Annotated in this window: 27 protein-coding genes; 17 read left to right on the top strand and 10 right to left on the bottom strand. The window is 62.9% G+C overall.

Annotated features, from left to right (window positions below; translation table 11 throughout):
* The first annotated feature begins 124 nt into the window (after window positions 1-124).
* The 8 genes from E8A46_RS08640 to surE all read left to right on the top strand — a co-directional run bounded on the left by E8A46_RS08640 (window position 125) and on the right by surE (window position 6,336).
* Window positions 125-361, top strand: a complete 237-nt coding sequence (locus E8A46_RS08640) for a twin-arginine translocase TatA/TatE family subunit (RefSeq protein ID WP_291559456.1) — start codon at window positions 125-127, stop codon at window positions 359-361.
* A gap of 158 nt (window positions 362-519) precedes the next feature.
* Window positions 520-1,017, top strand: coding sequence for a Sec-independent protein translocase protein TatB (gene tatB, locus E8A46_RS08635; protein WP_291559454.1), 498 nt, complete (start codon window positions 520-522; stop codon window positions 1,015-1,017).
* Complete coding sequence (tatC, locus tag E8A46_RS08630; RefSeq protein ID WP_291559452.1) at window positions 1,014-1,838, top strand: twin-arginine translocase subunit TatC; 825 nt, start codon at window positions 1,014-1,016, stop codon at window positions 1,836-1,838. The genes tatB and tatC overlap by 4 nt, the downstream gene beginning before the upstream one ends.
* Window positions 1,839-2,035: 197 nt before the next feature.
* Window positions 2,036-3,427, top strand: a complete 1,392-nt coding sequence (serS, locus tag E8A46_RS08625) for a serine--tRNA ligase (RefSeq protein ID WP_291559450.1) — start codon at window positions 2,036-2,038, stop codon at window positions 3,425-3,427.
* A gap of 217 nt (window positions 3,428-3,644) precedes the next feature.
* On the top strand, window positions 3,645-4,100 hold the full coding sequence (locus E8A46_RS08620) for a hypothetical protein (RefSeq protein WP_291559448.1): 456 nt from the start codon (window positions 3,645-3,647) through the stop codon (window positions 4,098-4,100).
* Window positions 4,101-4,279: 179 nt separating this feature from the next.
* A complete protein-coding gene (locus E8A46_RS08615) occupies window positions 4,280-4,519 on the top strand; it encodes a response regulator (RefSeq protein WP_291559446.1) in 240 nt (79 codons plus the stop codon).
* Between the two features lie 177 nt (window positions 4,520-4,696).
* The gene (locus E8A46_RS08610) at window positions 4,697-5,386 is read left to right on the top strand and encodes a Crp/Fnr family transcriptional regulator (protein WP_291559444.1); all 690 of its coding nucleotides are present in this window, start codon (window positions 4,697-4,699) and stop codon (window positions 5,384-5,386) included.
* A gap of 182 nt (window positions 5,387-5,568) precedes the next feature.
* A complete protein-coding gene (surE, locus tag E8A46_RS08605) occupies window positions 5,569-6,336 on the top strand; it encodes a 5'/3'-nucleotidase SurE (RefSeq protein WP_291559442.1) in 768 nt (255 codons plus the stop codon).
* Window positions 6,337-6,489: 153 nt separating this feature from the next.
* Here surE and E8A46_RS08600 read toward each other — a convergent pair whose 3' ends face one another.
* Complete coding sequence (locus E8A46_RS08600; RefSeq protein WP_291559440.1) at window positions 6,490-6,867, bottom strand: response regulator; 378 nt, start codon at window positions 6,865-6,867, stop codon at window positions 6,490-6,492.
* Window positions 6,868-7,142: 275 nt separating this feature from the next.
* Between E8A46_RS08600 and E8A46_RS08595 the strand changes: the two genes are divergently transcribed.
* Complete coding sequence (locus E8A46_RS08595; RefSeq protein ID WP_291559438.1) at window positions 7,143-7,793, top strand: protein-L-isoaspartate(D-aspartate) O-methyltransferase; 651 nt, start codon at window positions 7,143-7,145, stop codon at window positions 7,791-7,793.
* A gap of 108 nt (window positions 7,794-7,901) precedes the next feature.
* On the top strand, window positions 7,902-9,227 hold the full coding sequence (locus E8A46_RS08590) for a peptidoglycan DD-metalloendopeptidase family protein (protein ID WP_291559436.1): 1,326 nt from the start codon (window positions 7,902-7,904) through the stop codon (window positions 9,225-9,227).
* Between the two features lie 167 nt (window positions 9,228-9,394).
* On the opposite strand, the gene E8A46_RS08585 is transcribed toward E8A46_RS08590, so the two are convergent.
* Window positions 9,395-10,366, bottom strand: coding sequence for an ATP-binding protein (locus E8A46_RS08585; protein WP_291559434.1), 972 nt, complete (start codon window positions 10,364-10,366; stop codon window positions 9,395-9,397).
* A 179-nt stretch (window positions 10,367-10,545) separates the two neighbouring features.
* Between E8A46_RS08585 and yajC the strand changes: the two genes are divergently transcribed.
* Genes yajC through E8A46_RS08560 form a run of 5 tightly spaced genes read left to right on the top strand, consistent with a single transcriptional unit; the run spans window position 10,546 to window position 14,870 of the window.
* Complete coding sequence (gene yajC / locus E8A46_RS08580; protein WP_291559432.1) at window positions 10,546-10,911, top strand: preprotein translocase subunit YajC; 366 nt, start codon at window positions 10,546-10,548, stop codon at window positions 10,909-10,911.
* 41 nt (window positions 10,912-10,952) lie between these two features.
* Window positions 10,953-12,551 carry a protein translocase subunit SecD gene (secD, locus tag E8A46_RS08575; RefSeq protein WP_291559431.1) on the top strand — a complete coding sequence of 533 codons (1,599 nt, stop codon included), beginning with the start codon at window positions 10,953-10,955 and terminating at the stop codon, window positions 12,549-12,551.
* Between the two features lie 12 nt (window positions 12,552-12,563).
* A complete protein-coding gene (secF, locus tag E8A46_RS08570) occupies window positions 12,564-13,568 on the top strand; it encodes a protein translocase subunit SecF (RefSeq protein WP_291559429.1) in 1,005 nt (334 codons plus the stop codon).
* A 46-nt stretch (window positions 13,569-13,614) separates the two neighbouring features.
* Window positions 13,615-14,010: an MTH938/NDUFAF3 family protein gene (locus tag E8A46_RS08565; RefSeq protein ID WP_291559538.1), complete on the top strand. Its 396-nt coding sequence runs from the start codon at window positions 13,615-13,617 to the stop codon at window positions 14,008-14,010.
* Complete coding sequence (locus tag E8A46_RS08560; protein WP_291559428.1) at window positions 14,007-14,870, top strand: phytoene/squalene synthase family protein; 864 nt, start codon at window positions 14,007-14,009, stop codon at window positions 14,868-14,870. Before E8A46_RS08565 ends, E8A46_RS08560 begins: the two co-directional genes overlap by 4 nt.
* Here the strand turns inward: E8A46_RS08560 and E8A46_RS08555 are convergent.
* From E8A46_RS08555 to E8A46_RS08535, 5 genes are all read right to left on the bottom strand, one after another.
* Window positions 14,862-15,965, bottom strand: coding sequence for a serine/threonine protein kinase (locus E8A46_RS08555; RefSeq protein ID WP_291559426.1), 1,104 nt, complete (start codon window positions 15,963-15,965; stop codon window positions 14,862-14,864). The genes E8A46_RS08560 and E8A46_RS08555 overlap by 9 nt on opposite strands.
* Window positions 15,966-15,972: 7 nt before the next feature.
* Window positions 15,973-17,406, bottom strand: coding sequence for a methylenetetrahydrofolate--tRNA-(uracil(54)-C(5))-methyltransferase (FADH(2)-oxidizing) TrmFO (gene trmFO, locus E8A46_RS08550; RefSeq protein WP_291559424.1), 1,434 nt, complete (start codon window positions 17,404-17,406; stop codon window positions 15,973-15,975).
* A 113-nt stretch (window positions 17,407-17,519) separates the two neighbouring features.
* Window positions 17,520-17,672: a DUF1127 domain-containing protein gene (locus E8A46_RS08545; protein ID WP_291559422.1), complete on the bottom strand. Its 153-nt coding sequence runs from the start codon at window positions 17,670-17,672 to the stop codon at window positions 17,520-17,522.
* A gap of 421 nt (window positions 17,673-18,093) precedes the next feature.
* The gene (locus tag E8A46_RS08540; RefSeq protein WP_291559536.1) at window positions 18,094-18,906 is read right to left on the bottom strand and encodes a lytic murein transglycosylase; all 813 of its coding nucleotides are present in this window, start codon (window positions 18,904-18,906) and stop codon (window positions 18,094-18,096) included.
* Between the two features lie 211 nt (window positions 18,907-19,117).
* Window positions 19,118-20,032, bottom strand: coding sequence for a DUF2189 domain-containing protein (locus E8A46_RS08535; RefSeq protein ID WP_291559420.1), 915 nt, complete (start codon window positions 20,030-20,032; stop codon window positions 19,118-19,120).
* Between the two features lie 385 nt (window positions 20,033-20,417).
* Here E8A46_RS08535 and E8A46_RS08530 point away from each other — a divergent pair, with 385 nt between their 5' ends.
* The gene (locus tag E8A46_RS08530; protein WP_291559418.1) at window positions 20,418-20,822 is read left to right on the top strand and encodes a DUF3597 domain-containing protein; all 405 of its coding nucleotides are present in this window, start codon (window positions 20,418-20,420) and stop codon (window positions 20,820-20,822) included.
* Between the two features lie 162 nt (window positions 20,823-20,984).
* Window positions 20,985-21,776: a fumarylacetoacetate hydrolase family protein gene (locus E8A46_RS08525; RefSeq protein ID WP_291559416.1), complete on the top strand. Its 792-nt coding sequence runs from the start codon at window positions 20,985-20,987 to the stop codon at window positions 21,774-21,776.
* A gap of 32 nt (window positions 21,777-21,808) precedes the next feature.
* Here E8A46_RS08525 and E8A46_RS08520 read toward each other — a convergent pair whose 3' ends face one another.
* The 3 genes from E8A46_RS08520 to E8A46_RS08510 are packed head-to-tail and all read right to left on the bottom strand — an operon-like array spanning window position 21,809 to window position 22,942.
* Window positions 21,809-22,081, bottom strand: coding sequence for a GNAT family N-acetyltransferase (locus E8A46_RS08520; RefSeq protein ID WP_291559414.1), 273 nt, complete (start codon window positions 22,079-22,081; stop codon window positions 21,809-21,811).
* Window positions 22,082-22,092: 11 nt separating this feature from the next.
* Window positions 22,093-22,374, bottom strand: coding sequence for a GNAT family N-acetyltransferase (locus E8A46_RS08515; protein WP_291559534.1), 282 nt, complete (start codon window positions 22,372-22,374; stop codon window positions 22,093-22,095).
* 31 nt (window positions 22,375-22,405) lie between these two features.
* Window positions 22,406-22,942, bottom strand: a complete 537-nt coding sequence (locus E8A46_RS08510) for a DUF3828 domain-containing protein (RefSeq protein ID WP_291559413.1) — start codon at window positions 22,940-22,942, stop codon at window positions 22,406-22,408.
* Between the last annotated feature and the right edge of the window lie 27 nt (window positions 22,943-22,969).

Here is a 22,969-nt window from a genome sequence, read left to right as displayed (position 1 = left end):
GGCAATGTGTCGCGTCGGCCGCGATTTGACGCGGCTTAAGTCCTTGTTTTTGACACCTCCTGAGCCTACTTTCCGGACAGGTTAGCGAGGGTCCAGGGCCCCCGCATGTTTGGAGGGTTGCAGGATGGGTTCGCTTAGCATTTGGCACTGGATCGTCGTGATCGCAGTCGTCCTGCTGCTGTTCGGTCGCGGCAAGATTTCCGACCTGATGGGTGATGTCGCGCAGGGCATCAAGGCCTTCAAGAAGGGCATGCAGGACGACGAAAAGACTGCGGAAAAGACCGAGCCCGTAAAGACGATCGATCATAACGCCGCGCCTTCTGCGGCGACCCGGTCGGATGTCGGCAGCAAGGCTGTCTGAACCAGCGCTCGTTTTCGGCAAACCTCTGGCGGCACGTTGATCTTGCGATAGGCGTGCGGCAAGACGGGTTGAGGAATGACGCGGGCGGCCCGGATATTGCTCCCGGACATGGCTCATGGATACTGGGCGGAAATTGCCTCGCGTAAGCGGAACCTTTCATGTTCGACATCGGCTGGAGTGAATTCGTCGTCATCGCGGTGGTCGCGCTGATCGCCATCGGTCCAAAGGAATTGCCGGGCGTGCTGCGCATGGTCGGGCAATGGATGGGCAAGGCGCGCAAGATGGCCGCCGAATTCCAGGGCCAGTTCCAGGAAGCCATGCGTGAGGCCGAAATGGCCGACCTCAAGAAGAGTTTTGATGAGGTCAAGGAAGCCGCAACCGGCTTCACCAGCGGCAATGTCATGACCTCGCTGCAGAAGGACGTTAGCGCCGCGCTCAATATCGACGACGTCGACAAGCCCGCCGCGAGTGCGGATGCGCCGGCGACGTTGAACCTCGACGCGCCGGCGGCGAGCCCCGAAGCACTTGCCGACACGCAGCCAGCGACGTCCGAACCGCTGGCGCTGACGCCGGAAAGCCAGCCGCAGCCGGCAATCCAGCCCACCGCGCCGGTGGCAGCCGAGGCCGAACTCCCACGGGACGCCAAAGCGTCATGAGCGCCGAGGATATCGAGGCCAGCAAAGCGCCGCTGATGGATCATCTGATCGAGCTGCGCTCGCGCCTGATCAAGGCGCTGCTCGCGTTCGGCGTCGCCTTCATATTTTGCTTCTTCTTCGCCAAGCAGATCTACAACGTGCTGGTGTGGCCGTTCGTCTGGATCGCGGGCGCGGAGAATTCCAAATTCATCTACACCGCGCTCCTGGAGTACTTCCTGACCCAGTTGAAGCTGGCGCTGTTCGGGGCCGGTTTCATCTCGTTTCCGATCGTGGCCGCGCAGATCTACAAATTCGTGGCGCCCGGCCTCTACAAGCACGAGCGCGGCGCGTTTCTGCCCTATCTGATCGCGACCCCGTTCTTCTTCGTGCTGGGGTCGATGCTGGTCTATTTCGTGGTGCTGCCGATGCTGGTGCGGTTTTCGCTCGGCATGCAGCAGTTAGGCGGGCCTGAGACGGCGCAGATCCAGCTTCTGCCCAAGGTCGGCGAATATCTGTCACTGATGATGTCGCTGATCTTCGCTTTCGGCATTGCCTTCCAGCTGCCGGTGATCCTGACTTTGCTGGGGCGGATCGGCATCATCACCTCAAAACAGCTGCGCGAGAAGCGCCGCTATTTCATCGTGGTTGCCTTCATCATCGCCGCCGTGCTGACGCCGCCTGACGTGCTCAGCCAGGCCTCGCTCGCGATCCCCCTGCTGTTGCTGTATGAAGGCTCGATCGTGGCCGTGCGCATCGTGGAAAAGAACGCCACGGCGGCGAAGGCCAACGCCACCACACCACCGCCCGCAAGCCCGCCGCCCGATCCGACACCGGCGGAGTAGGGGCATAGCGCCCACGTATTCGCTCGTCATACCCCGCGAAAGCGGGGTATCCAGTACGCTGCGGCCTCGCGAATCCGTCGCACTGCTCTGGAATACTGGATCGCCCGCTTTCGCGGGCGATGACGGATGTGGTACTGGAGGCCCGCCGTTGACTCTCCGCAAATAAACGGAGAGTTCGCACCTAGGACCGTTCCAGCATGCACGACATCAAATGGATCCGCGACAATCCCGACGCCTTCGACGCCGCGTTGAAGCGGCGGGGGCTGGCGCCGTTGTCGAAGTCGCTGCTGGCGATCGACGAGAAGCGCCGCGCGGCGATCATGGCGTCGGAAGAGGCGCAGGCACGGCGCAATTCCGCGTCCAAAGAAATCGGCGACGCCAAGAAGGCCAAGGACGACGTGCGCGCGGCAAAACTGATGGCAGAGGTCGCCGAGCTCAAGACCACCATGCCGCAGCTGGAAGCCGCGACCAAGGCTGCGAACGAGGACTTGGCAAAGGAATTGGCGGCGATTCCAAACCTGCCGCTCGATGACGTGCCGCCGGGATTGGACGAGCACGGTAATGTGGTCCGGCATCATTTCGGTGCGGTGCGCAACTATGAGTTCACACCGAAACCGCATGACGATCTCGGCGGCGCGCTCGGCTTCATGGATTTCGAGGCGGCGGCGAAGCTAAGCGGCGCGCGCTTTGTGGTGCTGAAGAAAGGCTTGGCCCGGCTGGAGCGCGCGATCGGGCAATTCATGCTCGACCTTCATACCAACGAGCACGGCTATACCGAGATCAATCCGCCGCTCTTGGTGCGCAATGACGTGATGTTCGGTACAGGACAGCTACCGAAGTTTGAAAACGACCAATTTTGGGCCATCAAAGGTGAATTGCTCGCGGAGATCAAGAAGGATACGGCCGCGGGAGTTGATGGGGGTTCAGCGCTGAGGGCCTACGCAGGGGTGCTTGATAACCTGGACCACGATCGTCTCGGCCTCATCCCCACCGCCGAAGTCCCCCTGACCAATCTCGTCCGCGAATCCATCGTCGATGAAAAAGAGTTGCCGATGCGGCTGACGGCGCTGACGCCGTGTTTCCGCGCCGAAGCGGGGGCGGCCGGGCGCGACACCCGAGGCATGATACGCCAGCATCAATTTACGAAAGTCGAGCTGGTCTCGATCACCACGCCGGAAGCCAGCAGAGACGAACACGAGCGGATGCTGGCCTGCGCGGAGGAAGTGCTGCGGCGGCTCGATCTGCATTACCGGGTGATGACGCTGTGCGCCGGCGACATGGGCTTTGCCGCACAGAAGACCTACGACATCGAGGTCTGGATGCCGGGGCAGGGCGAGGGCGGGGCGTTCCGGGAAATCTCCAGCTGCTCGGTATGCGGCGAGTTCCAGGCCCGCCGGATGGATGCGCGCTATCGTGGTCCCGACGGCAAGCCGCGCTTTGTCCACACCCTGAACGGCTCGGGCACCGCGGTTGGCCGCGCGCTGATCGCGGTCATGGAAACCTACCAGCAGGAAGACGGCTCGATCGCCGTGCCCGATGTCCTGCAGCCCTATATGGGCGGGGTGAAGGTCATCGCCCGCGAAGCCTGATTTTGCGGCAAATTGTCCCGAGCCTTTTCCGTTTCGATTGAATCGAAACGGGGCTCTAGATTGTTGATTCGACGCGTTTTCTTGACGCGAACCGGTCTCCACTTCGCTTGAAAACGCTTCAGCCCGGCCCCGCCTTCGAGGTTGCGCAGGCGCCGTGTCCCGCTATCTTCGTTTCCGCCGCGGCGAGAGCCTCATTTTTGGGAAACGATGACACGCAATGGCCCTGCATCGCGATATCTATTGGGTGGGCAGACAATGGGCCGTCACCGGCTACGGCATCCAGGCCTGTGATCAGAAGCAGAAGGGCCAGTTCGATATCGAGGCTGCGAGACTATGGGATGACGGCGTGCAGGAAAGCGTGCGCGCGCTGAAATGGTTCAACACTGAGGATTTCGACAAGGCGGTTTCCGTCGCCCGCAAATATTATCCGGAGCCGCCGCGCAAGGCCCCGCTGGCGGCGCCGCCGGTTTCGCCGGTGAAGGACGACGTTGCTCCGTCAGAATCGCCCCAAACGGCGGCGCCGCCCGACACTCCGGTTTCACAGACGAAGGACGACGTTCCCCCTCCGCAGCCGCCGAAGCCGGTGGTTCGAAAATTCGAGATGCGGAATCGTGCCGTGCGCGCGAAATTCCTCCGCGTTTGGCGGATCCGCTCGCGCGCCAGCGGTCGCTGAGAAGAAATCGGCATTTGAATCGCAGTGGCGGGATCGCGATCGCCCTCGCCGATAAAGTTTTTCGAGATGAGCAATTTTGACCACGGCGTGTGACGCCGGAAGCGTCATTCTGAGGTGTCTCGGCCCTAGGGAGTCAGTACCGGGTTCGCTAGCGGGCCCACGGCAAGCCAGGATGCGTCATGCCCGAATATCAGCCGGTATCCTCAGCAGATATTGCCGCCATCGAGCGGCCGCGCTGTCCGGACTGCCGGCATAATCGCATGCTGCTGTCGAAGCTCGAGGCGGGACCGTCCGGCTTCGACTATCGTACATTCGAGTGCCAGAAGTGCGGTCGCGTGGAAACGACGGTGGTATCGAGCGACCCGATGAAATCGGATGTGCGCGGATGGCTTGCCGGCGAGCTCAAACGGCCGGTTTGAGGGTTGGACGCAGGGCGTGAACTTGCCACATTTCGCGCCAGGACGCGCGGGCATTTCTACCCAGAATTGAGTCGCCCGCCCGACATAATCGGAATATAGTGATTCCGTAACCGCACGGCCTGCGACTTTTGCCGGTAACCGAGAGTGTTGTGCTCCCGACTGGAAACGGACCAACACATGCCCAACACCCAATCATTTCAGATCAAGAATGGGTTTGATCCCCAGGTTTTTCTGGGCGAGACTGGCGCGGGCAAAACCATCGAGAAATACGTCAAGAACCAGAAGATATTCAGCCAGGGCGACGTCGCCGACACGGTCTTTTTCATCCTGAAGGGCAAGGTCAAGATCACTGTCCTGTCCGAGCACGGCAAGGAAGCCGTGGTCGGGATTTTCGCCGAGGGACAGTTCTTTGGCGAAGGCTGTCTCGAGGGGGCGAAACTGCGCGCCGCCACCAGCCATGCCATGGAAGACTGCCTGATCACGTCGATCAAAAAGAGCGCCATGCTGGCGCTGCTGGCCGCGGAGCCGAAATTCGCCCAATTTTTCATTTCCTATCTGTTGTCGCGGAACAGCCGGATCGAAGACGACCTGATCGATCAGCTGTTCAATTCCAGCGAACGACGCCTTGCACGCTTGCTCCTGCTGCTCGCAAATTTCGGCAAGGAGGGCGACGCGCCGCCGATCCCGGTGACCCTCAGCCAGGAAACCCTGGCGGAAATGATCGGCACCACGCGTTCCCGGGTCAGCTTTTTCATGAACGGTTTTCGGAAAAAGGGATTCATCGACTACAACGGCAAGATCGAGGTTCACCGCTCGCTGCTCGACGCGGTGTTGCGCGAGAAGCCTCACATCGACGGAGACACCTAGCGGCTCCGGCCGCGGTGCGGCAGGTCGATCCGGCGCCGTTTGCAAAATGCGCAAAAGACGCCTCCAACCGTTGTCGATACGCAAATAACCAGCAGGCACGACGGGTTTGCCTCGTGGGCGATAGCCGGATAAGACGGCGCTTCGACCGCCGTGGAATCGATCGAAGAGGGCCCGTCTGTTAGATGCGAATTCTCTGCACCAATGACGACGGCATCCATGCCCCCGGCCTGAAAATTGTCGAGGAGATTGCGCACGCGTTGTCCGACGATGTCTGGATCGTGGCGCCGGAACTCGATCAATCCGGCGTCTCGCATTCGCTGTCGCTGAACGACCCGCTTCGCCTGCGTGAAGTCGGGCCGCGACATTTCGCGGTGCGCGGCACGCCGACCGATTGCGTCATCATGGGCGCCCGCCACATCCTCGGTGAAACGCTGCCCGACCTCGTGCTGTCGGGCGTCAACAAGGGCCGCAACGTCGCCGAGGACGTCGTCTATTCCGGCACCATCGCGGGCGCGCTGGAAGGCACGATTCTGGGCCTGCCGTCCTTCGCGCTGTCGCAGGAATTCAGCATCGAGTCGCGGGAAAAGCCCCTATGGGACACCGCGCTGAAGTTCGGTCCGCCAATCCTGCGCAAGGTGATTGCCGCCGGCGTGCCCAGGAACACCGTGATCAACGTGAACTTTCCGGCCTGCGCGCCCGACGAAGTCGCCGGTGTGCGCGTGACGCGGCAGGGCAAACGCAACCTCGGGTTTCTGAAAGTCGACCAGCGCCGCGATGGCCGCGGCAACCCGTATTTCTGGATTGGGTTCGAGCGTTTGGCACAGATTGACGTGCCGGCCGAGGGCACGGATCTCTGGGCGCTGGCGGCGCGCTACGTCTCGGTGACGCCGCTGCGGCTCGACCGTACCGATGAGGCATTTTCCGAAGCGCTGACGGCGACGCTGAAATGACGCGCAGCATCACACCCGTCGCCGGGTCTCGCCTTCGACGAGCCCGATGACAGGCTCCAGCGGGTATCCACTGCGCTGGGCTTCACGATTCGATCTCTAACTGCTCTGGAATACTGGGTCACCCGCTTTCGCGGGTGACGACGGGTGGGCTGCCTAAACTGCCGCGCTCTTCAGGGTATTGTCGATCACCCGCGCCAGGGTTTCGATCTGGAACGGTTTCTGCAGCGCCGGGCGGTCGCGGTATTCCTCCGGAAGGCCCGATGAGCCGTAGCCGGTCGCGAAGATGAAAGGGCGGTTGCGCGCCTTGATCAGGTCGGCGACCGGCGAAATCACCTTGCCATTGACGTTGACGTCGAGAATGGCGAAGTCGAATTCAGCCGATTGTGCCAGCCGGATGGCTTCGTTGATTTCACCGGCTTCGGCAGCGACGCTGTAGCCGAGCTCCTCCAGCATGTCGGCAACCATCATTCGGATCATGACCTCGTCCTCGACGAGGAACACAGAACCGCCCGGCGGCCGCGTCGCAATCATGAATTCAGTCCTTGCCCCATGTCAGAACCAAAGGTTCGCAAATTACGACAACCGGTGCAATGTCGAGATGCGCAAACGCGCTCCAACCGGCCGTTTTGGCTCCGGATTTGCGAACAGGCCTGATTGCCCCGTGCGCTAACGCCGGGAGTGTATACGGGTTCCCCGGTTGGAACACTGATTTAGACTGAAATATTTCGTTAGGCCGGCAGGGCTTATGGCATCAACTTGGCTGATCTGGCGGGCCGCCGGCCGGCGAGCGACCTCATGGGACCGAAATGTCCACCACACAAAATCCGCCAAGACAGATGATGTTTCAGCTCAGCTTGCGGCGGCGCGGGATCAGCGATCAGGCGGTGCTCCGCGCCATGGAAGAGATTCCTCGCGACATGTTCGTCGAGGCCGCGGATCGAGCACATGCCTACCGCGACAGCGCGCTCGGCATCGCTTGCGGGCAGACCATCAGCCAGCCCTTCGTGGTGGCTTACATGACGGAACAGCTGCAATTGCAGCAGAATCACCGGGTGCTCGAGATCGGCACCGGCTCCGGATACCAGGCCGCCATCCTGTCCCGGCTATGCGGTCACGTCCTGACCATCGAGCGTTACCGGACGCTGGCCGATCGTGCCCGGGCGCGGCTTGCCGAGCTCGGTTGCGACAATGTCGAGGTGACGTTGGGGGACGGCTTTGACGTCCCCGCCGATGCCGGCAATTTCGACCGCATCATCGTCACCGCGGCGATGGAGCAAATCCCCGATGCGCTGGCGCAGCGGCTCAAGCCCGGCGGCGTCCTGATCGCGCCGGTCGGACCACACCAAGGCACCCAGACCCTGGTTCGCCTGGTCAGGACCGATGCCGGCTTTGAGCGCAAACAGCTCGTGGACGTGCGCTTCGTGCCGGCGCTGCCCGGTATTGCCCGCGAGCTGTAAAAACCCGGATCGGCTGTCCCGCCAACCTCTTATTCGTAAGCTTAAGTGGTTGTTTACTCAGCGCGTGTTTACTCAAAACAGGTATTTGTTGCGTACGAGTGAGTAACCATGTCCGGTGTCGTCGAGTTGCTTTGCTCGCGTCGCGTGCCGCAAGTCGCGGTGCTGGCGCTGATGTCGATCGGTTTTGCCGGCTGCAGCGCCGACATGTCGTCGCGTCTTTCTCAAAATCCCTATGCCTCCCAGTCTGATGCCACAGGCACGGTGCCGCCCGCCGCGATCGAGCGCCGCGACCTTCCGCAATCTGCACATCCGCAATACCAGTCGCAGGCCCTGCCGGCGATTGCCGCCCCGCAGTCCTATCCGGCCGCCAATACCGGGGTGTCCGGAGGGGGGCGTGGATTGGGCTCTTATGCTCCACTCGCCCATCCGATCGAGACCACTGGCAGCGTCCCGCGCTCGGTCGCAGCCCGGACCCCGGGCCAGGGTACCACCATTATCGTCGGTACCAGCGACACGCTCGATTTGTTGGCGCGCCGCTACAACGTTTCGACCGCCGCGATCCTGCAGGCCAACGGATACAAGGGGCCGCGCGTCCTTTCTCCGGGTCAGCAGCTGATCATTCCGCATCCAACCGCAGCTGCCGCAGCTGCCGCAGCGCCCGCAACGACTGTTCCTGCGAGCAGGCCGGTGGCCGCCGCGAGCGCGCCGCCTTCGGTTCATGTCGTCAATCACGGCGATACCCTGCTCAGTATTGCCCGTCGCAACCATGTTTCGGTCGCCGAACTCGCCAGAGCCAACGGCATCGAACCATCCGCCAAACTCAAGCTTGGCATGAAGCTCAATGTCCCCGGCGCCAAGACCGCCGCGGCGGCGCCGGTTGCCCAGCCGGCAGTCGTTGCTGTCGCGCAGCCGGTCGCGGCGTCCTTGGCGCCGGCGACCAAGGTGGCCACCGTGACCTCCGATCCCCAGCAAAAGGCCCGATTGGCGCAGGCGACGACGGTCGAAGACACCTCGGCCGAAACGCCTGTCAAGGCCGCTGAGGCGACCGGTGCGTTGCCGACCTTCCGCTGGCCGGTCCGCGGCAAGGTCATCACCAGCTACGGCGCCAAGACTAACGGCAAGTCCAATGACGGCATCAATCTGGCGGTGCCCGAAGGCACGCCGGTGAAGGCCGCCGAAGACGGCGTCGTCGCCTATTCCGGAAACGAGCTCAAAGGTTACGGCAATCTGGTTCTGATCCGGCACACCAACGGCTATGTCACCGCCTATGCCCATGCGAGCGAACTGCTGGTGAAGCGCGGCGATACCATCAAGCGGGGGCAGATCATTGCCAAATCCGGTCAATCCGGCGAGGTGGCTTCGCCACAACTGCACTTCGAGATCCGCAAGGGATCTTCCCCGGTCGACCCGCTTCAATTCCTCAACGGCGCTTAAGGGTCACGTGTCCCCCGGACGCGGTGCAGCGTCCTTACGCTGCCCCGCAGAGCCGGGACCAACGCAACTTTGATTTCAGTGTGGACCCCGGCTCAGCTGCGCATCGTCCGGACGATGCTTCGCATCGCCGGGGAGCGCGCCGCGCAGCGTCCGGGGAACGCAAGGTCTTACTTCCCGGCCAACCTCACCCCGAGCCGTCCCGCCAGTTCCTGGGTGAACTGCCAGGCGACCCGTCCCGAACGGGAGCCGCGCGTGGTCGACCATTCCAGCGCTTCGCGTTCAAGCTCTTCGTCGGCGAGCGTGATGCCGAAATGGCTGCAATAGCCTTTCACCATCGCGAGGTATTCGTCCTGGCTGCAGCGGTGAAAGCCGAGCCACAGGCCGAACCGGTCCGAGAGTGACACTTTTTCTTCGACCGCCTCGCCGGGATTGATCGCCGTCGAGCGTTCGTTCTCGATCATCTCACGCGCCAGCAGGTGCCGGCGGTTGGAGGTCGCATACAAGATCACGTTGTCGGGACGGCCCTCGATGCCGCCTTCCAGCACCGCCTTCAGCGATTTGTAGGAGGCGTCATTGCCGTCGAACGACAGGTCGTCGCAGAACACGATGAAATGGAAATGCGAGCCGCGGAGCAAATCCATCAGGGCCGGCAGGCTCTCGATATCCTCGCGATGAATCTCGATCAGCTTCAGGCGATCAGCCGGCTTGCGGGCGATGTTGATGCGGGCATGCGCGGCCTTCACCAGCGACGATTTTCCCATGCCGCGCGCGCCCCACAGCAGTGCATTGTTGGCGGGAAGCCCATTGGCAAAACGTTCGGTATTCTCGATCAGAATGTCGCGCATCCGATCGATACCCTTGAGCAGGCCGATATCGACGCGGCTGACGCGCGGCACCGGTGCCAGCCGTCCATCGGGATGCCAGATGAACGCGTCGGCGTGGCCGAGTGCATCTGCGGCGGAGGATGCGGGCGAGGGGGCCGAAAGGCGCGCGGCGATGGTTTCGAGCGCGCGCGCAATCCGCTCGGCGGCGTCATGCTCGGAGGACGCTGCTTGGCGTTTTGTCGCCGATACCGGCGATTTCCGCCGGCCCGTTCGGGAGGCGGGTCGAGGCGCCGTTTTGCTGGGTTTTCTTGTCATCCTTGGCCTTCCTTGCGACGCACCCTTAACGGGCCTTACGGGGGGCCGCAAGCGGCGCAAATCAGGATTTGGCAGCGTTGCAATTGGGACCGCGGCCGCTATAGTCCGCGCGAATTTGCCCGGACCGGCCTGGCGCTCAGGCGCCGCCGGTTCATACCCGTTCCACGAGGATTGTCCGAATGCTGATTACCCCTGCGTTTGCTCAGGCCGCGGCCGGCGGCGATACCAACAGCATGTTGATGTCGCTGCTGCCGTTCGCGCTGATCTTCGTGATCATGTACTTCCTGATTCTGCGGCCGCAGCAAAAGAAGGTGAAGGACCACGCGGAACTGGTGAAGAACATCCGCCGCGGCGATACCGTGGTAACGACCGGCGGCTTGGTCGGCAAAGTGACCAAAGTGGTGGACGACGACCAGATCGAGTTCGAGATTTCGGACGGCGTCCGGGTGCGGCAGATGCGGCAAATGATTTCGGGCGTTCGCGCCAAAGGCGAGCCGGCCAAGGAAAAAAGTGAGCCCGCCAAGGACGAAACCTCCGCGAGCTGATTTTCGGCGCCGCATTCTCCTGGATCTGACGGGTCAACTCAATGTTGTATTTCACGCGGTGGAAGGCGCTGGCGATCATTTTCGGGGCGCTGGTGGTGTGCCTGTGCGCCGTTCCGAATTTCTTTCCCGAGGCGAAAGTAAAGACCTGGCCGCTCTGGGCGCAGCGTCACCTTGTGCTCGGGCTCGATCTGCAAGGCGGCTCCTACCTGCTGCTGGAGGTCGACTCCAACTACGTCAGGAAAGAGAAGCTCGATCAGGTGCGCGATGACGCCCGGCGCGTGCTGCGTGAAAACAAGATCGGTTACACCGGCCTGGCATCCCGCGCCGACTACGTCGAAGTGCGGGTCAAGGATAGCGACGCCCAGACGGCGCTGGCGAAGCTGCGGGAGCTGTCGCAGCCGCTCGGCGGTCTGCTCGGCTCCAGCGGCCAGCGCAGCCTCGAGGTCAGCGATGCCGGCGGCGGGCTGATCCGCCTGACGGTGCCGCAGGCGGCCATCACCGAGCGCATCCGCCAGACCATCGAGCAATCGATCCAGATCGTCGAGCGCCGCGTCAACCAGCTCGGCACGGTCGAGCCCTTGATCCAGCGGCAAGGCACCGACCGCATTCTGGTGCAGGTGCCGGGCCTGCAGGACCCGACCGAGCTCAAGCGGATCCTCGGCAAGACCGCCAAGATGGAATTCCGCATGGTCGATTCGACCGTGCCGCCGGATCAGGCCACGCAGGGCCGGGTGCCGCCGGATTCCGAAATTCTGATGAGCGCGCAGGCCCCCAAGATACCCTATGTCATCAAGAAACAGATACTTGTGTCGGGCGGCGAACTCACCGATGCGCAGCCGGGCTTCGACCAGCGCTCGGGCGAGCCGATTGTCAGTTTCCGGTTCAATTCCTCGGGCTCGCGCAAATTCGCGCAAGCGACATCGGAGAATGTCGGGCAGCCGTTCGCGATCGTGCTCGACAATGAGGTGATTTCCGCGCCGGTGATCCGTGAACCGATCACCGGCGGTTCGGGACAGATCTCCGGCAGTTTCACGGTGCAGGCCGCCAACGAACTGGCGATCCTGCTGCGCGCCGGCGCCTTGCCGGCCCCGCTCACCGTCATCGAGGAGCGCACCGTCGGCCCCGGCCTCGGCCAGGATTCGATCGAAAAGGGCGAACTGGCGGCCTATGTCGGATCGATCATGGTCATCGTGTTCATGCTCCTGACCTACCGGCTGTTCGGGGTATTCGCCAACATCGCGGTCGCCATCAACGTCGCCATGATCTTCGGCGTGTTGTCGCTGCTGAACGCCACGCTGACGCTGCCGGGCATCGCCGGCATCGTGCTGACCGTCGGTATCGCCGTTGATTCCAACGTGCTGATCTATGAACGTATCCGCGAGGAAATTCGCGGCGGCCGCAACGCGATTTCCGCGATCGACGCCGGCTTCAAGCGCGCGCTGTCGACGATTCTCGATTCCAACATCACCACTTTCATCGCCGCCGCGGTGCTGTTCTATATCGGCACCGGACCGGTGCGCGGCTTTGCGGTAACGCTCGGTATCGGCATCCTCACCACGGTTTTCACCGCGTTTACGCTCACCCGGCTGATCGTTGCGGGGTGGGTACGGTGGAAGCGGCCGCAAAGCGTGCCGATCTAGGGGAATGCGGCTTTGACTCATTTCGTTCTTATCGCGCTGGGCATCCTGATTGCCGTGCTGACCGTGGTCAGTGCGCTCGGCATCCTGCCGTCGTTGCGGATTGTGCCCGACAACACCCATTTCGACTTCACGCGCTTTCGCCGCATCAGCTTTCCGATCTCGGCGCTGCTCTCGATTGTCGCAATCACGCTGTTCTTCACCCACGGGCTGAATTTCGGGATCGACTTCAAGGGCGGCACGCTCTTGGAGGTGCAGGCCAAAACCGGCACGGCCGACATCGCCAGCATGCGTGCGACGCTGGGCGGGCTTGGCCTTGGCGACGTCCAGTTGCAGCAGTTCGGCGGCCCCGCCGACGTCCTGATCAGGGTTGCCGAACAGCCCGGTGGCGACGCCGCGCAGCAGGAGGCGGTGCAGAAGGTGCGCGGCGCGCTCGGCGACGCTGTCGAATACCGGCGTGTCGAGGTGGTGGGACCGCGCGTTTCCGGTGAGTTGCTCGCCTACGGCATGCTCGGGCTGATGCTGGCGATCTTCGCGATCCTGATCTATCTCTGGTTCCGGTTCGAATGGCAGTTCGCGCTCGGCGCCATGATCGCCAACGTCCACGATATCGTGCTGACGATCGGTTTCATGTCGATCAGCCAGGTCGATTTCGACCTCACCAGCATCGCGGCGCTGCTGACGATTCTTGGCTACTCGCTGAACGACACGGTCGTCATCTACGACCGTATTCGTGAAATGCTGCGGCGCTACAAGAAAATGCCGATGCCGCAATTGCTCAACGAGTCGATCAACTCGACGCTGTCGCGCTCGATCATCACCCACGTCACGGTGACGCTGGCGCTGTTGGCGCTGCTGTTGTTCGGCGGCCACGCGATCAACAGCTTCACCGCCGTGATGATGTTCGGCGTGGTGCTGGTCGGTACCTACACCTCGATTTTCATCGCGGCGCCCATCCTGATCTATCTCGGTGTCGGTACCCATCGGGCCGACGCGCCGGACACGCCTCAGAAGAAGTGACACCGGCATGATCCCGAAAAGTGGCAACCGGTTTTCGGACGAGATCATGCCCAGACAAACCACCAGCAGCTCCGACGCTCCACATCTTCCAAGGTCGGCCCCGATCGAGGCCTACGGCAATGGCGGCTTTGCCTTCGCTGAGATGTCGCATCGCGGCTCGTTGCTGTGTCTGCCGGATGCCATCTGGGCCTGGCCGGTGACGACGGCGAGCGATATCGACGAGGCCTCGCTGGCCCGCGTCTTCGCAGCCGCCAATGCTATCGACACCCTGATTATCGGCACCGGAACGGATCTCTGGGTGCCTCGCAGAGGCCTTCGAGAGGCGTTGCGCGCCGTCGACATCGTGCTCGACTCGATGCAGACGGGACCTGCAATCCGCACCTACAACATCATGATCGGCGAGAGGCGGCGCGTCGCGGCGGCGCTGATCGCGGTTCCATGAGCGATCCGGCCGAAGCAAGGGACGCCGCCAGCTTCTGCGCCGATTTGGTGCGCGCGCACGATTTTTCCCGCTATGCCTCCGCGTTGTTCGTGCCCGCTGCCCAGCGCCGCGCGCTGTTGGCGCTCTATGCCTTCAACGTCGAGATTTCGCGCGTGCACGAGCAGGTGAGCCAGCCGCTGCCGGGCGAAATGCGCCTGCAGTGGTGGACCGACATGCTGGCGGGCATGGACCATGGCGGCGTCGAGGGCAACCCGGTGGCCGCCGAATTGCTGCTGGCGATCCGGAGCTCGCGGCTGCCGGTCGAGCGGCTGTCGCGGTTGATCGAGGAGCATCAGTTCGATCTGTACAACGACCCGATGCCGACCTTGGCGGCGCTGGAAGGCTATATCAACGATACCTCGTCGGTGTTGTTTTCACTGGCCGCGGCGATCGCCGGACAGTCGTCGGAGGAGATCGAGCATCTCGGGCGCCATGCCGGGCTCGCCCAGGGCATGGCGCAGGTGATGGCTTCGCTGCCGCTGGACGCGTCGCGGCGTCAATTGTTTGTGCCGCTGCAGGTGCTGGAGCGGCACGGCTGCGGAATCGAGGAGGTATTCGCAGGCAAGGAAACCCCGAAATTGCGCGCCGCGCTGGACCAGTTCCTCGGCGAGGCGCGGGGGCATCTGAGGACGGCCTTTACGCTGCTCGTGAACATGCCGCCGGAAGCGCGGCCGGTGTTCTTGCCGCTGGCCCTCGTTCGGCACGACCTCGCGCGGATGTCGCGTGCCGACAACGATCCTTTCATACCGCGATCAACGTCAAGGTTGCGGACGCTGTGGACCTTGTGGCGGGCCTCGCGGTCGCGGGAATTCTCAGCTTGAGGGCGAATTCAGGTCCGCCGTCTCGAAATTGAACCGGTCCCGCAGGTTCTTGCGCGATTCCAGGATGTCCTTCAGGAACGCGCGATCGGCTGCGCTCGTCATCATCGGTTCGATCAGATCGAGCTGGTTGGTCGCGACGAGCTGCAGGATTTCGGTGCGCGGTTTGCCGCTGGCATCGCGCGGCAAAGCCTGCACCACCTGGATATGCTCGGGCGGTTTTGGTCCCTTTGCCGCGGCAAGGTCGCTGCGCAGCCGGACTTCGAGGGCGGTCTGATCGGCTTCGACGAAGGCATAAAGCCCGACGCCGGTCCGGCGGTCGGCGAAGGCGACAATGGCCGCATCGCGCACCGCCGGGTTTTGTCTGATCAGACCGATCAGCACCGGCGCGTCATTGACGAGGCGGCGGCCGCCGCCTTCGCGGTCGGTGAAATTGAACAGGCCGCGGGTGATGGCGCGGTATACCTTCTTGCCGGTCGCGAGCCAGATGCTGGCGACCAGCGATTTGCGCGCGAGAATCTTGCGCTCTTTCGGCGTCAACGCGTCGGCGGCGTAGCTGCGCTTGTGCTTCAGCAGGTGACGCAGGTCCTCGTAGGCCGCGATCCGGAACAGCCGGCCGCGGGTCCGAAAGCAGGCGGCGAGCTGGAAGTCGGTGAGATAGGCCCGGCCGTCGCGGCCCACCAGCCAGTTCTGCTCCTTGGCGAGATCATTATGGCAGATGCCGGCGCGATGCAGCTTGCGCAGCGCCTGCTTGGCGGATCGGAAATAGGCGGCATCGCCGAACGGCTTTGCCAGATGCAGGGCCACCCCGTCGATAAATCCGCGCACCAGCGCCTGCCGGCCGGCCCACAGCAGCTCGGGCCCGACGCGCAGGTCGCGCGCCAACGCCAGCGCCCGGCGCTCGCGCCCGAACAGATGGCGGGCCGGCAGATAGGACCACCACGGCACCTGATCGATCCGGCGCAATACCGCTTCGACGTCGCCATCGGCTGTTCGGAAGCGGCCGCGCTCGACCGTGGAGAACACGTCGCGCTTGAGCAATACGCCTTCGGTCCATCGCGCCGACAGAACCTCGGCGTCCTCGCTCGGCGAACTCATGAAACGCTCACGCTGCCGCCGCCACGCGTAGATGATCGGCGATCCAGCGATCGATATCCGACAGCGCGCGGGCGCTGATGGCCCGGCGCCTGGCGATCGTCTTTTCGTTGCCGCGCAGGCGCGTGCCGTCGGGGTTTCTGGTCGGCGGGTTGGCGAGCGGCGGAAACAATCCGAAATTGATGTTCATCGGCTGGAACGAGCGCGGGCCGTTGTCGATGGTTTCGAGATGCCCGCCGGTGATGTGTCCGAGCAGTGATCCGAGCGCCGTCGTCGAAGGTGGCGGTGGCAGCGACCGGCCACGCATTTCGGCGGCGGCATAGAGACCCGCGATCAACCCGATGCTTGCGGACTCCACATAGCCTTCACAGCCGGTCATCTGACCGGCGAAGCGCAGCCGCGGCGCCGCCCGAAGGCGCAACTGCGCATCGAGGAGTTTTGGCGAGTTCAGGAAGGTGTTGCGGTGCAAGCCTCCGAGCCGTGCGAATTCGGCGTTTTCGAGCCCGGGAATCGTGCGGAAGATGCGCTGCTGCGCGCCGTATTTCAGCTTGGTCTGGAATCCCACCATGTTGTAGAGCGTGCCGAGCTTGTTGTCCTGGCGCAATTGCACGATGGCGTAGGCCTTCACGGTCGGATCGTGCGGATTGGTCAGGCCGACCGGCTTCATCGGTCCATGGCGCAAGGTCTCGCGACCGCGTTCGGCCATCACCTCGATCGGCAGGCAGCCGTCGAAGTAAGGCGTATTGGCCTCCCACTCCTTGAAGTCGGTCTTTTCGCCGACGATCAGCGCATCGACGAAGCCGTCATATTGCTCTTTGGTCATCGGGCAATTGACGTAATCGGCGCCAGTACCACCGGGGCCGATCTTGTCGTAGCGCGATTGAAACCACGCCGCGGACATGTCGATGGAATCCCGGTGCACGATCGGCGCGATGGCGTCGAAGAAGGCCAGCGCGCTTTCGTCGGTCAGTTCGCGAATGGCGTCGGCGAGCGGCGCCGAGGTGAGGGGGCCGGTCGCGACGATGACGTTACCCCAGTCGGCCGGCGGCAGGCCGGCGATTTCGCCGCGCCGCAGTTCGATCATGGGATGGTCGTGCAAGGCCTTGGAGACCGCAGCCGAAAATCCGTCGCGGTCGACGGCCAGCGCGCCGCCGGCCGGCACCTGGTTGGCATCGGCAGCGCGCATGATCAGCGAGCCCAGCCGGCGCATTTCGGCGTGCAGCAGCCCGACCGCGTTATTGGCGGCGTCGTCAGAGCGAAACGAATTGGAGCATACGAGTTCGGCAAGGCCGTCGGTGCGATGGGCCTCGGTCATCCGGTCGGGACGCATTTCGTGCAGGACGACGTTTACCCCGGCATTCGCGGCCTGCCATGCGGCTTCCGAACCGGCGAGGCCGCCGCCGACGATATGCACGGATTGAAAAGAGGATTTGGTGCCTGTCATGGGCACAGAGGTAGCGCGTTTCGCGGCGTAGTGGAATGCGCGCGGCCGGCTGGATACGACAACGCCCGCAACTCGGCGGGCGTGGTCCGTCTCAACGGTCAGCTGAAACCGTTTCAGCCGTTGTAATTGCCGGCTGCAACGCGCGGAATATCCGAGCGATCAAGACCAATATCGGCCAGTTCGCGATCGGTGAGCTGGGACAATTCGCTGACATTGCGTTGATAGTCCCGGAACGCCTGGAACATTCGGATGAGCGAGAGCAACATGGGTAGTCTCCTTGCATCTTCGATTCAGCTCTTGGAAGGGAACCTCATCGTTGAAATGAATATAGGACAGTGTGTCGCGATGCAGAAGTTCCAATGCTGCGGTGCAGCTAATCATAAGGTGCATAGCTTCAGTAAGAAACGATTAACCGTTCGGCATGGCTGCCCACCGGGACCGCCAACATCGGCGGCGTTCCGTCGGCCCTATCGAAAGAGCCCCGTAAAATAACGGAATTTCGCAAATCAGGCGCGCGCCTTCATGCAACAAAGATAGGCGCAGCCATGCTCAGCGGCAAGGCGCGAGCAACAGGACCCGGTGGGTGGGGGCCTTCTTCGGGTCAGCTCTGGCCGATTGGACCATGCGCGATTCGCATGCTGAAGAGAAATAATGAATTGAAAATCATTCTTACAGAGAGGTGGATAATCAAGGTGTATGGGCGAGCTGGGTTGCGAAATAGCCGATGGTTTTGGCGTAGACGTCGCTCTTGTTCCATTGCTGCAGGACAACAAAATTGGGGCTGCCCACTTCCCAGTCCTTGCCGCGTTGCCAGCCGTAACTGGCCAGGAAATTCGCGGTTGACGCCAGCACGTCGGGCGCGCTGCGCAACAGGTCGCGGCGGCCGTTGCTATCGAAATCCACCGCGAATTTGATGTAGGACGACGGCATGAACTGGGTCTGGCCGATCTCGCCGGCCCAGGCGCCGCGCATCTCCGAAGCCGCGAGGTCACCGCGTTCGATGATGCGCAAGGCGTCCATCAATTCGCCCCGGAACATCTCCGCGCGCCGGCAGTCATAGGCCAGCGTCGCCAGCGAGCGAATGGTCGGAAACTTTCCGGTGTTGACGCCGAAGTCGGTCTCCAGTCCCCAGATCGCGACCAGAATTTCGCCGGGCACGCCATAGCTTTGCTCGATGCGCGACAGCACCGAACCATACTGTTTCAGCATGTTGGCGCCGCGCGTGAGGCGCGGCGGGACCATGCGGCCGGAAAACTCCTCGAAACTCTGGCTAAATACCTTTTGCGACCGATCCCGGGACAGCACCGCCTGATCGAGCGTCACGCCGTTGAGGCCTGAGGCGATTGCAGTTTGCGAGATTCCCTTGGCGGCGGCTTCGGTTTTGAAATCATCAAGCCATGCCTGAAAGCTGCCGGTGCCGCAGGGCGCCGCCGGCGCCGCGGCCGCCGGGATTGCCAGAACAGCGCTCACCGCAAAGGCGCGAGACAGGTAGCCGAACATCACCGAAATTCGCACAGAATTTTCACTCTCGGAGAAGAGATCCATCGGGCGGTTCCGTATGTTGGGGGCAACCGCGGCCAAAACAAGGCTTTTGGCAACAGCCCGCCAAGCGGGGCGGCAACGGTCGAACGACGTTTCGTCACAGCCTACACACCACACCGCCGGTCACAGGGCAACCGGCGGCGTGATTCGCTGTTGGCAGCTCCAAACGTTATGCGCCGTCCTTGCGCCGCCACGGAAACAAGGCGGCCGGGAAATCCGCGGCGGAACGCCGTTCGCGCGGCGGACGGGGAGGGATCGGCTTAAGATTAGGATCCGGCGCGATCACCTTGCGATAGAGGTGCCAGGTGGCGTGGCCGAGCAGCGGGATGACGACGGCGAGGCCGAGAAAGAGCGGAAGCGATCCCAAAACCAGCAGGGCCGCCACGATCAATCCCCAGGCCGCCATCGGCACCGGGTTACGTGCGACGGCGCGAAGCGATGTCACCATGGCATCACCGGCACCGGCGTGACGATCGAGCATCAGCGGGAACGACACCACACTGACGCACAGCGCCACGACGGCGAACAGGAAGCCCACGCCGCATCCCACGATGATCAACCACCACCCCTGCGGCGTCGTCAGCACGCGCCCTGCGAAATCCGGGATTCCGGCGGCGGCTTCGTAGCCGAACGCTGCGACGTAAATCGCCTGCGCCGTGGTCACCCAGGTCACGAACAGCGCCAGCAGCAGCGTGCCGAGCCCGAGCATTGCGCCGAATGACGGCGAGCGCAGCACATCGGCGGCGTCCCAGGCCGACGCCGGTTCGCCGCGCTCGCGGCGGCGGCTGAGCTCATAGAGACCGAGCGCCGCGAACGGGCCGAGCAGGGCAAAGCCCGCAGCCAGCGGAAACAGCAGCGGCAGTACCGAATAACCGAGCACGGTGCGCGCCAGCACCAGTCCAAGTACCGGATAGATCAGGCAGAGGATGATGGCGTGGCTTGGAACCGCCTTGAAATCCTCCCAGCCCAGCCGCAACGCTTCGCGCAGATCGGCAAGGCCGATCTTGCGGATCACAGGTGCTGCCGCGGCATCTTGTGCTGGCTGAGCCAGCGGCGTGACATTGCCGGAATATGGTGTGGCCATGGTCGCTATCTCCCTTGACGCAGCAGCCGCAATCCACGCCGGCGCAGGGCGCATGGGACCGTCTGCAGAAATGATCACGATCAAGGCCAGACGCGAAGACAGGGAATCCAAAACTGGCCGTGTCGCGAACTGTGCCATCAGGGTACTCTCAATTATCGACACTGTCGCTCACGCTTGAGTGAATTCTTTTGTTGTCGCAGCGCACTGCCAGGGTTGTCATGCCGCCGTCATTCCGCCGCAGTTAAGCTCACCTCTAGGCGCCTCTTCTGCATTGGGTAAAAAGTGGCCGACGCCGTTAAGCTTTGCAGCGATCGAGGCCCATGCTGCCGGTCACTGAGGACGTTCAAGCGCCTCGCACGATCGCCGCATTCATCGGGAGGAAACCATGAGCATTTTCGGAAAAATCATGAGCGCGATTTTTGGCACTAAGGTTGATGCAGCGCCGGCCAGCGGCGGCTCTGCATCTAGCCCGGCATCCGGATCGGCGGCGCCGGCCGGCGGATCGTCCTCCGCAACGGCCGCCCCGGCCCAATCCGTCGATGTCGCCCCGATCCTGGACAAGGCGGTCGCTGCCAAGAAAGAAAAACTGGAATGGCGCACCTCGATCGTCGATTTGATGAAGGCGCTCGATATCGATTCCAGTTTTGCCGCACGCAAGGAGTTGGGGAAGGAACTCGGCTACACCGGCGACAGCAATGATTCCGCCAGCATGAACATCTGGCTGCACAAGCAGGTGATGGCGAAGCTTGCCGCCAACGGCGGCAAGCTGCCCGCCGACGTCAAGTGGTAATCGATCCTCGCGCGCTATCCAAAAGGCCCGCGTCGTCGCGGGCCTTTTTTCATGCCGCGGCCAAAGCCGCTCCGTTGTCCTGCCGGTGTCTTGCCCGGCGCATCGCGCAGCGCTAGATACGCTTGCGGGAAAGATCAACCGACAGGAAAGCGGAGCAACGTCATGGATACCGTCGATCGCAGGACCCTTCTGGCATCGGGCGCGCTGGCCCTGGCGGGCGCTGCGGCACCGGGTGGTCCGGTGCGGGCGCAGTCGGGTCCGAAGCCGATTTTCACCGTACCCGCGATCACGATCCCGATTGCCGGCGAAGCCGACGTGTTTCCGGTGCGCCGCATCTATTGCATCGGACGCAATTATGCCGCCCACGCCATCGAGCGCGGCTCCGACCCGACCCGCGAACCGCCATTCTTTTTCCAGAAGCCGACCGACGCGATCCAGAATGTCGGGGTCGGCGAGGTGGCCGATCATCCCTATCCCTCGCTTACCAAGAACTATCACCACGAGGTCGAGCTGGTGGCCGCGCTGAAATCCGGCGGCAGCAATATTGCGCCGGAGAAGGCGCTCGATCACGTCTACGGCTATGCGCTCGGCCTCGACATGACCCGGCGCGACCTGCAGAACGGCATGGCATCCGAAAAGAAGCCGTGGGAGATCGGCAAGAGTTTCGACCATGGCGCCGTGATCGGCCCGATCCATCCGGTGGCGAAGACCGGACATTTCAGCAAGGGCGCGATCTCGCTTGCCGTCAACGGCACGGTGCGGCAATCCTCCGATCTCGACAAGATGATCTGGAGCGTCGCCGAGCAGATCGCCAAACTGTCGGAGGCGTTCGAGCTGAAGGCTGGCGACATCATCTATTCCGGCACGCCTGAGAATGTAGGCCCGGTGGTGAAGGGCGATGTGCTGTTGTGCAGGCTCGAGGGCCTGCCGGACATGTCGATCCGGATTGTGTGACGCGCTGCGTGTGGGGATGATGATGTGCGGGTTCACCCAACCATGTCCCCGTATTCCCGGTGCTTGCGCAAATAGTCCACCACGAAACTGCAGCCGGCGATGACCTTGTGGCCGTCGGCGCGGATCAGCGCCAGCGCGCCCGCCACCAGCTCCGAGGCGATGCCGCGGCCGCGCAGGGCGCGCGGCGTCTCGGTGTGGGTGATGATGACGGCCGAGGGCGTGAGGCGGTAGTTGGCGAAGGCAACCCCGCCCTCGACGTCGAGTTCGAAGCGGCTTTGCGCCGCGTTGTCGCGGACGTGATTCATGTCGATCTCGTTCAGGCAGATACCGCAAGCAGATCCTGATAAGGGGCGTTCTTCTCGATAAACGCCTTCACGAACGGGCACTCCGGGATCACCTTCAGGCCGTCGGCCCGCACCTGGTCGAGCGCGCCCCTGATCAATTTCGAGCCGATGCCTTTGCCGCCGAGTTCAGGCGGCACCTCGGTGTGGACGAAGGTAGTGACTCCCTCTGTCACCTTGTAATAGGTCGCGGCGAGATGGCCGTCGACGGTGAGTTCGTAGCGCTGTTGCGCCGTGTTGTTGACGACTTCGGTCATTTCATTGCTTTCCGTCATCTTGCAGATTTCATCAGGCCAGTTCCTTCAGGGACTCGCTGAGGATGTCGCGAATCGACCAGGCCTCGCCGTCGATGGTGCCGCTGATATCGTCGATCTTCCATTTTCCGTCTTCGCGCACGAAATTGTAGCGGATGGTGTTGTCGCTGGGCTTGGCGCGCGGCATCCGGCCGGCGATGGTGACCGCAATGACCGCCTTGTCGGTCTCCAGCTTCTCCGCCTCGACCTTGAATGATTTCACGTCCGGCTCTTGCGAGTTGGTGACGGGATCGAAGTCGATCGGCGGGATGTCGCCCTTCGGCGTGTTGGCATCGGCCCTGGCCCACAAATCGACCAGCGAGTTTGACAGGTACTTGGCCTTGGCGGCCTTATTCTCGATGATGAACGCGCCGCCGCCGTCGCCTTTACCCTTGGCCGCGCGCGCGTAGATGGCGTTGATGATCGCAACGGGATCGTTCGGGGAGGGTTGCGCGGCGCGGGCGCGGCGGCTTGCGGCGCCTGCGAGCAGGCCGGCAAGCCCGGTCAGAACGAATGTGCGGCGGGAAACCATGCGGGGCCTCAAATCGATTACCGCTTG

This window comes from Bradyrhizobium sp. (genome assembly GCF_004799445.1).
GTDB lineage: Bacteria > Pseudomonadota > Alphaproteobacteria > Rhizobiales > Xanthobacteraceae > Bradyrhizobium.
The sequence above is the reverse complement of the archived record's forward strand: the minus strand, read 5'-3'. Positions and strand labels throughout refer to the sequence as shown.